Source organism: Mesorhizobium sp. M7A.F.Ca.ET.027.03.2.1, from assembly GCF_003999175.1.
In the GTDB taxonomy this organism is placed as follows: domain Bacteria; phylum Pseudomonadota; class Alphaproteobacteria; order Rhizobiales; family Rhizobiaceae; genus Mesorhizobium.
Window position 1 is genome coordinate 1 of record NZ_RZOM01001118.1, and the last position, 1981, is coordinate 1981.

The 1981-nt window shown below is 64.0% G+C and carries 3 protein-coding genes and 1 pseudogene; 1 reads left to right on the forward strand and 3 read right to left on the reverse strand.

Features of this window, described 5'->3' with window-relative positions; all coding sequences use genetic code 11:
- The coding region (locus EN750_RS31885) for a DUF899 family protein (protein ID WP_189526602.1) at nt 1–515 on the reverse strand (515 nt) is incomplete at its 3' end.
- A gap of 145 nt (nt 516–660) precedes the next feature.
- Between EN750_RS31885 and EN750_RS31890 the strand changes: the two genes are divergently transcribed.
- The gene (locus EN750_RS31890) at nt 661–996 is read left to right on the forward strand and encodes a hypothetical protein (protein WP_127399076.1); all 336 of its coding nucleotides are present in this window, start codon (nt 661–663) and stop codon (nt 994–996) included.
- Nucleotides 997–1008: 12 nt separating this feature from the next.
- Here EN750_RS31890 and EN750_RS31895 read toward each other — a convergent pair whose 3' ends face one another.
- Together EN750_RS31895 and EN750_RS41115 are read right to left on the reverse strand one after the other, a co-directional pair.
- Nucleotides 1009–1833, reverse strand: a complete 825-nt coding sequence (locus EN750_RS31895) for a carbohydrate ABC transporter permease (protein ID WP_127399077.1) — start codon at nt 1831–1833, stop codon at nt 1009–1011.
- Nucleotide 1834: 1 nt separating this feature from the next.
- Nucleotides 1835–1981, reverse strand: a pseudogene (locus EN750_RS41115) (sugar ABC transporter permease); the annotation flags it as partial.

The window sequence follows — 1981 nt, forward strand, 5'->3', positions numbered from 1 at the left end:
GCATTGTAGTCGCGCTTGAAGCTGTTGGAAGCCGACGAGACCAACCGCATGTTGCGCCAGCCCCTGTCGCGGCCGAGCGTGATCAGGTTTTCGAGCGCGGTCTTGCCCACCACCGCGAAATTGAAGCCGGCGGCCTGGAGATGCCCGACCGCGCCGTCGAACTGGTCGAGCAGCGCCGTGCAGGAGGGGCATGGCTGGTCCTGCCGGGCGAGCTTCGCCGTGCCGCCGCTGGTCGCCACATCGCGCTTCTCCTGCGGGTGGCGCGGGAACATCATGTTGTAAAGGATGAGCGAGTCCTTGCCGGGCGCGAACAGCTCCGACAGCTTTATCTTTGCAGGCCTCCCATCGCCGTCCAGCCCGTCGAACTCATAATCCTGGCGGATCAGCCCGCCCGGCGGCAGCGCGCGCCGGGCCTCGGCGACCTCTTCCATGACCCGGCGCAGTTCGATTTCCTTGCGCAGCAGTTTTTCACGCGCGGTGCGGTATTTCGCGGATTCGTTGGGAAAGGTGATCATGATCGGCTCCTTCAAGTCGCGGCGCCGGGACGCCGGCGCGGTTGCTCTACGATCCAAGGACGTTTGGCAGCGATCGCCCCCGACATTTATTTGCGCATGATGAGATGTCGTAATACCTGTTCGGGCAGCGTGATCCGGGAACAACATGCACGACGACGAGATCGATCTGCGCTGCCCGCAAGTGGTGGCCGACAATGCCGCCAAGGGCCTCAGGCTGCGCGGCGAGTTCGGCCGTGGCGGCACCGAGATCGGCGTCGCCCGCGCCACCGAGCTGAAGAACCGGGAAAAGCTCGCGCCCTCCACCATCCGCCGCATGGTCAGCTATTTCGCCCGCCACGAGATCGACAAGCGCGGCAGGAACTACGGCAATGAGCAAAACCCTTCGGCCGGCTACATCGCCTGGCTGCTGTGGGGCGGCGACGAAGGCCGCGCCTGGGCGCTGGAGCTCAAGCAGAAGATCGGCAACGCGCCGGACATCTGAGGACTTCGTCCCTCACCCCTTCACACCGCCGGCGGTCAAGCCGGAGACGATCTTGCGCTGGAAGATCAGCACCAGCACCACCAGCGGCACCGTGACGATCACCGAGGCGGCCATGATGTTGCCCCATGGGATCTCGAACTGCGAGTTGCCGGAGAGCAGCGCGATCGCCACCGGCACGGTCCGCTGTGCGTTGTTGGAGGTGAAGGTCAGCGCAAACAGGAACTCGTTCCACGCGCCGATGAAGGCCAGCAGGCCGGTGGTTGCCAGCGCCGGCCACATCAGCGGCAGGAAGACCCGGGTGATGATGAGCCACGGCGTCGCGCCGTCTAGGATCGCCGCCTCCTCGACCTCGACCGGCAGGTCCCGGACGAAGGTGGTGAGCACCCAGACGGTGAACGGCAAGGTGAAGATCATGTAGGAGAAGATCAGCGCGAACAGCGAATTGTAGAGGCCGAACAGGCGGACCAGTTCGAACAGCCCGGCCAGCAGCGCCACCTGCGGGAACATCGACACCGACAGGATGATGAACAGCAGGGCCGAGCGGCCGCGGAATCGAATGCGCGCCAGCGCATAGGCCGATGTGACGCCGAGCAACAGCGAAAGGGCAACCACCGCGCCGGAGACGAACAGCGAGTTCAGCAAGTTGCGCACGAAGCTGCCTTCGGTCAGCACATTCCGGTAGTTGGCAAGACTGACCGTTGTCGGCCACAGATCGGCCCGGAACAGCTCGGTCCCCGATTTCAGGCTGGTGACGATGGCGTAATAGAACGGGAACACCGCGACGAAGACGATTGCCGCAACCAGCAGATAAAAGGCCGTGCGCTTGACGATCCACATGTCAGCGGCCTCCGTCCAGCCTGATCCGGCCGATGCGGATGGTGACGATGGTGAGCAGAGCGAGGATCAGGAAAAGCAAGGTCGAGGCGGCGGAGCCATAGGCGAACTTGTCGAACTCGAACAGGTTCTCACGGGCGAACACCGACAT

Bases quoted from the DNA above. Each gene is read 5' to 3' on its own strand.
- EN750_RS31890 (WP_127399076.1), top strand. From the start codon at position 661: ATGCACGACGACGAGATCGATCTGCGCTGCCCGCAAGTGGTGGCCGAC.
- EN750_RS31895 (WP_127399077.1), bottom strand. From the start codon at position 1,833: ATGTGGATCGTCAAGCGCACGGCCTTTTATCTGCTGGTTGCGGCAATC.